General features: G+C 67.7%; 7 protein-coding genes. 3 read left to right on the forward strand and 4 right to left on the reverse strand.

What is annotated here, in order from left to right; all coding sequences use genetic code 11:
• Positions 1-498 (forward strand): arsenate reductase ArsC (locus DBR23_RS23050; RefSeq protein WP_233250691.1); only part of this gene is annotated, 498 nt, incomplete at its 5' end.
• Positions 495-1,559 (forward strand): ACR3 family arsenite efflux transporter, encoded by a 1,065-nt coding sequence (arsB, locus tag DBR23_RS23055; protein WP_108499699.1) that lies wholly within the window; start codon positions 495-497, stop codon positions 1,557-1,559. The genes DBR23_RS23050 and arsB, both read left to right, overlap by 4 nt.
• Positions 1,560-1,586: 27 nt before the next feature.
• On the opposite strand, the gene DBR23_RS23060 is transcribed toward arsB, so the two are convergent.
• From DBR23_RS23060 to DBR23_RS23070, 3 genes are read right to left on the reverse strand one after another with little or no spacing between them, the layout of a single operon-like run.
• Positions 1,587-1,814: a DUF2798 domain-containing protein gene (locus tag DBR23_RS23060; protein WP_015015245.1), complete on the reverse strand. Its 228-nt coding sequence runs from the start codon at positions 1,812-1,814 to the stop codon at positions 1,587-1,589.
• A complete protein-coding gene (locus DBR23_RS23065) occupies positions 1,811-2,410 on the reverse strand; it encodes a flavodoxin family protein (RefSeq protein WP_108499700.1) in 600 nt (199 codons plus the stop codon). The genes DBR23_RS23060 and DBR23_RS23065 overlap by 4 nt, the downstream gene beginning before the upstream one ends.
• Before the next feature lie 47 nt (positions 2,411-2,457).
• A complete protein-coding gene (locus DBR23_RS23070; protein ID WP_108499723.1) occupies positions 2,458-2,922 on the reverse strand; it encodes a DUF2938 domain-containing protein in 465 nt (154 codons plus the stop codon).
• A 116-nt stretch (positions 2,923-3,038) separates the two neighbouring features.
• On the opposite strand from DBR23_RS23070, the gene DBR23_RS23075 reads away from it, so the two are divergent.
• Positions 3,039-3,485: a helix-turn-helix domain-containing protein gene (locus DBR23_RS23075; protein ID WP_056066933.1), complete on the forward strand. Its 447-nt coding sequence runs from the start codon at positions 3,039-3,041 to the stop codon at positions 3,483-3,485.
• Between the two features lie 150 nt (positions 3,486-3,635).
• On the opposite strand, the gene DBR23_RS23080 is transcribed toward DBR23_RS23075, so the two are convergent.
• The gene (locus DBR23_RS23080) at positions 3,636-4,784 is read right to left on the reverse strand and encodes a helix-turn-helix domain-containing protein (protein ID WP_108499724.1); all 1,149 of its coding nucleotides are present in this window, start codon (positions 4,782-4,784) and stop codon (positions 3,636-3,638) included.
• Positions 4,785-4,968: the final 184 nt, after the last annotated feature.

Consider the following 4,968-nt stretch of genomic DNA (forward strand, 5'->3'; position numbering starts at 1 on the left):
TTGAACGTTCTTTTTCTTTGCACCCACAACTCGGCCCGCAGCATCCTGGCCGAGGCCTTGCTCAACGACATGGCACCGGGCCGGTTCCACGCATACTCGGCGGGCAGCAGCCCGCGTGACAACCAGCAACCCCACCCGCTGGGCCTGGAGGTGCTGCGCGCCGCCGGCATCTCGACCGAAGGCCTGCGCAGCAAAAGCTGGGACGAGTTTGCTACCCCGGGCGCACCCGTGATGGACCTCATCATCACCGTCTGCGACAACGCGGCGGGCGAGGTCTGCCCCATCTGGCCCGGCCACCCGGCCACTGCGCACTGGGGCTACGCCGACCCGTCTGAGGGGAATGGCTCGGACGATGAAAAGCGCGAGGCTTTCCGCAAGACCTTGCATGCCATCCACCAGCGGCTGGAGCTGCTCATCAACCTGCCCGCCGACAAGCTCGAAAAGACCCTGCTGCAGCACACCGCGCGCGAGCTTTCGCGTGCCGCTGACACGCCATGACGGTGCGGTGCGAACCGGCCGACGCGCCCGTGCCGGCCCCCATGAGCGTGTTCGAGCGCTACCTCACCGTGTGGGTGTTGCTGTGCATCGTGGTGGGCATTGCGCTGGGGCAGTTCTTGCCGTCGGTGTTCCAGGCCGTGGGCCGCATGGAGATCGCCAAGGTCAACCTGCCCGTGGGCGTGCTGATCTGGGTGATGGTGATCCCCATGCTGGTGAAGGTGGACTTCGGTGCGCTGGGCGAGGTGCGCAAGCACGCCCGGGGCATCGGCGTGACGCTGGTGGTGAACTGGCTGGTCAAGCCGTTTTCGATGGCGCTGCTGGGCTGGCTTTTCATCCGCCACTGGTTTGCGCCTTACCTGCCAGCCGACCAGCTGGACAGCTACATCGCAGGCCTCATCCTGCTGGCAGCGGCCCCCTGCACGGCCATGGTGTTCGTGTGGAGCCGCCTCACCGGCGGCGATCCGCTGTTTACGCTGTCGCAGGTGGCGCTGAACGACAGCATCATGGTGGTCGCGTTTGCGCCGCTGGTGGCGTTCTTGCTGGGCATTTCGGCCATCACCGTGCCGTGGGACACCTTGCTGACCTCGGTGGTGCTCTACATTGTGATCCCGGTGGTGCTGGCCCAGTGGCTGCGCCGGTCGCTGCTGGCCAAGGGGCAGGCGGTGTTCGATGCCGTCATGGCGCGCATGGGGCCCTGGTCCATCGCCGCATTGCTGGCCACGCTGGTGCTGCTGTTTGCGTTCCAGGGCCAAGCCATCCTGCAGCAGCCACTGGTGATTGCGCTGCTGGCCGTGCCCATCCTGATCCAGGTGTTTTTCAACGCGGGGCTGGCCTACTGGCTCAACCGCGCGGTGGGGGAGAAGCACAGCGTGGCGTGCCCATCGGCACTGATCGGCGCCTCCAACTTTTTCGAGCTGGCGGTGGCCGCCGCCATCAGCCTGTTCGGCTTTCACTCCGGCGCCGCGCTGGCCACTGTGGTGGGCGTGCTGATCGAGGTGCCGGTGATGCTGCTGGTGGTGCACATCGTCAACCGCAGCAAGGGCTGGTACGAGCGGGCGTGAGCGGCGCGGTACACCGAGCCTGTGCGGTCAGCCCCTGGCCGTGAGCAGCGCCACCGCCTTGCGGGCCAGTGGCGCTGCCAGCATTACCGCCGGAAAGGCAAACAGCCACCCGGTCAGCCACGCGCCCGCCCAGAGGCTCACAAAGTCCTGCTGTGGCTGCAGCGCGCGAAAGGTGGAGATGCCCGACACCAGCAGCGACATCACACCCGACAAGATCAAGCTGAACAGCACCGGTCCATAGCGGGCGGGGATCATGCTGCAACCTCCTCGCCAGGCTGGCGTGCGCCCACACCGCTCAGGCGTTGCAGCGTCTCGGCAAAGTGCTGGCCGAACATGCGGGCGGTCTTGGTGTCGCCGGGCACAAAGGCATCGGCGGCCGCCCCGTGGCCTGCCTGCGCCATCAGTCCCGACCAGGAGCCGAGGCGGTTGGCCGCCTCGTCGTACGGCACCCCGGCGTGTTGCTCGGGCAGGATGGGATTGCCCACCCACACCATGCCGTGCTGCATGGCAAACACCCACATCGACATCAGCGTGGACTGCTTGTCGCCCGCGGGCAGTGACGACACGGTAAAGCCCGCCGCCAGCCTGTTCTTGAGCTGCTGCGTCTTCCACAGGCGGCCTGTGGCATCCATGAAGGTCTTGAACGGCCCGGAGACCCCGCCCAGGTAGGTGGGCGAGCCCAGGATGACGCCGTCGTAGCGCAGCAGACGATCGGGTGCCTGCGCCAGGTCTTCGGCGCGGACCATTTCGGCGAGGACGCCCGGCACGACGCGTGCGCCGTCCAGCACGTGGTGGGCAATGTGCGCGGTGTGACCGTGGGCGCTGTGGTAAACGATGGCAATGTGTTGCATGGTGTGGTTTCCTTGAGAGTGATTTCGGGGAGGAGGCGCGGGACAGGTCAGCGTGAAATCAATGCGATGACCAGCGCGGAGAGATACAGGCCCAGGCCAAACACGGTGTGGTTGGCAAGGCTGCGCAGGCAGTTCTTGAGCGGGGTGGGCGTGCGCGATGCGGCAAAGCCCGAGCCCATGGCGGGCTGCATCACCAAAAGCGGCGCCGCCACGGTGCCCATGCCCACGGCCAGCGCGGGCCACAGGGTGGGGCTGTGGACCCAGGCGACGCCCTGCAGGGACAGCAGCACCCCCGCAAAGGCCACGCCCACAGCGTAGTGCGTGAGCCAGCCCCAGGCCAGCTCGCCCCGGACCGGAGTTGCTTTGGCGATGGCGGCGTGGGCGATCTGCCCGCGCACCAGGTGGCCCACCCAGCGGCCGATGAAGGCGAAGTTGAGCGTGGGCACCCCCAGCCTTTTGAGCAGCAACAGCCAGGCATCCATGACGGCGGTGGCGCCGATGCCCAGAAGCATGGCGAGGGGAATGTCTTGCAGTGAGAGAGTCATCAAAACACCTCGGAAAGTTGACGAAAGAAGGTTTTGCACGGAATATAGAAGTTCAAGTCAACTTGAGGTCAAGAGGTTTTTTCATGGACATTGCCGAAGTCGCCAAACGCTCCGGGCTGCGGGCGTCCACGCTGCGGTATTACGAAGAGAAGGGCTTGATCCAGTCGGTGGGGCAACCCGGCGAGCGCCGCCGGTTTGCGCCCGGCGTGATGGACCAGCTGGCGTTGATTGCGCTGGGGCAGTCGGCCGGGTTCTCGCTGGACGACATCCGGTCGATGTTCTTGCCCAGCGGCGAGCCGAACATCGACCGGCAGCTGCTATCAGCCAAGGCCGACGAACTCGACACCATGGTCAAGCGCCTCAAGGCCATGAGCAACGGCCTGCGGCACGCAGCCGCCTGCCCGGCCGAGAGCCATGCCCAGTGCCCGTCCTTCCAGCGGCTGCTGAAAGCCGCCGCTGACGGAGCGCTGGAGCGTCAGCAGCGGCGCAGCGCGCAGCCGGTAGTGGGACTGCGACGGCCGCGTGCCTGAGCGGCCCGAGGCGCCTCGGTTGATGGGGTGATTGATTTGCTATCTATTTGATAGCTGCTCAGGCATATTGCACTAGCGCTATCGGCCAAAAATGCTTGAAATGCCGCCGCCGGACGCCTGTACGGCGGTGTGGGCCGCGGCGCGGGCCTGTCACCCGCCTTTGGGGGCGCCCAGCTTGCGGTACACCGTGGCGCGGCTGATGCCCAGCGCACGCGCCGCCTCGGCCACATTGCCGCGCGCTTCCTGCACGGCGCGGCGGATCATGGCCACTTCGGCCTCGCGCAGCGGGGCGGGCGCGGATGCAATGCCTGGCACCGCCGCTGTGTGGGTGTCGCCCACGGTGCGGGCGTGCGCAGGCAGCTGCGCCAGCGCGTGCAGCCGCAGGCCCGACCACAGCGGCAAATCCAGCGGCTCCCTGCGTTGCTGGCGGGCCGCGTCGAACAGCATGGTCCAGGGCATGGCCAGCAGGTCGCTGCAGTGGGTGCGGGCACCGGGCAGGCCGGGCGCGCGCAGGGGCTGCGGCACCAGCTGGCGGGCCATGCTGTTGGCACCCACCACGCAGCCGTCGACGTCCAGCGTCAGCAGGCCGTCGCCTTCACCGCCCAGCGGGCAGCCCGGCCAGTTCACGCGCAGCAGCAGTGCGTGGGGCAGTTGCAGCAGCAGTGCGTCTTCCATGGCGCGGGCCGACCGGGCCACCAGGTGGCGCAGCTCGGGCCGTTCGGGCACATCCACACCCGTCAGGTCCAGCATGCCCATGCAGCGGCCCTGGGGGTCGAACAGCGGGGCTCCGGCGCAGCTGTAGCTGGCGTTATCGTCAAAAAAATGCTCGCCCCGGTGCAACCACACAGGCTGCAGCTCTTCCAGTGCGGCGCCAATGGCGGTGGTGCCCACGGCTGCTTCCGATAAATCAATGCCCACGCGGCCAATGGCGCTGGCGCGCGGGTCGCTCCGGTCGCAATGGCCTTGCACATCGACCACGATGCCGCGTGCGTCGGTGAGCATAGCGAAGTAGCGCATGCCCGCAATGGCCCGGGTCAGCTGCTCCAGCACCGGCCGGGCCGCGCGCAGCAGGTGGTGGTTCTGCTCCTGGCTGTGGCGCAGCGCCGTGGCGCTGACGGCGTCAAACGCCACGCGCCGTGTGGGCTCTAGGCCCCGCGCCAGGCAGCGTTGCCAGGATCGCGCAATCCACGGCTCCACCTCGGCGCGCACGGGCGCTGCACCGTCGGACAGCAGGCTCTGGCGCGCCTGCGCAATCAGCGCGTGGCGGTCAGCAGCGGGGTGGGGCGCGGAGATCAGCATGGTGAACAGGCTCCTGGAGGTCCGCATGATGCGGTAGTCCACTGAATCCGGGAAATCGGGGGTGCGTGAGGGTCTGGCAAGGCCGCAATCTAGGCGCCGGGCGCAGCCATGTTGTACACCCGGCGAGCACGGCAACAACGAGTGCGGCCTTGCCAGACCCTCACCCTGCGGGCCAGGGCTGCGG

Source organism: Acidovorax sp. HMWF018 (assembly GCF_003061035.1).
GTDB lineage: Bacteria > Pseudomonadota > Gammaproteobacteria > Burkholderiales > Burkholderiaceae_C > Acidovorax > Acidovorax delafieldii.

What these genes read in the sequence shown, in the direction of transcription:
- DBR23_RS23060 (WP_015015245.1), bottom strand. Translation starts at nt 1,814, where the DNA reads ATGATCCCCGCCCGCTATGGACCGGTGCTGTTCAGCTTGATCTTGTCG.
- arsB (WP_108499699.1), top strand. Translation starts at nt 495, where the DNA reads ATGACGGTGCGGTGCGAACCGGCCGACGCGCCCGTGCCGGCCCCCATG.
- DBR23_RS23080 (WP_108499724.1), bottom strand. Translation starts at nt 4,784, where the DNA reads ATGCTGATCTCCGCGCCCCACCCCGCTGCTGACCGCCACGCGCTGATT.
- DBR23_RS23065 (WP_108499700.1), bottom strand. Translation starts at nt 2,410, where the DNA reads ATGCAACACATTGCCATCGTTTACCACAGCGCCCACGGTCACACCGCG.
- DBR23_RS23075 (WP_056066933.1), top strand. Translation starts at nt 3,039, where the DNA reads ATGGACATTGCCGAAGTCGCCAAACGCTCCGGGCTGCGGGCGTCCACG.
- DBR23_RS23070 (WP_108499723.1), bottom strand. Translation starts at nt 2,922, where the DNA reads ATGCTTCTGGGCATCGGCGCCACCGCCGTCATGGATGCCTGGCTGTTG.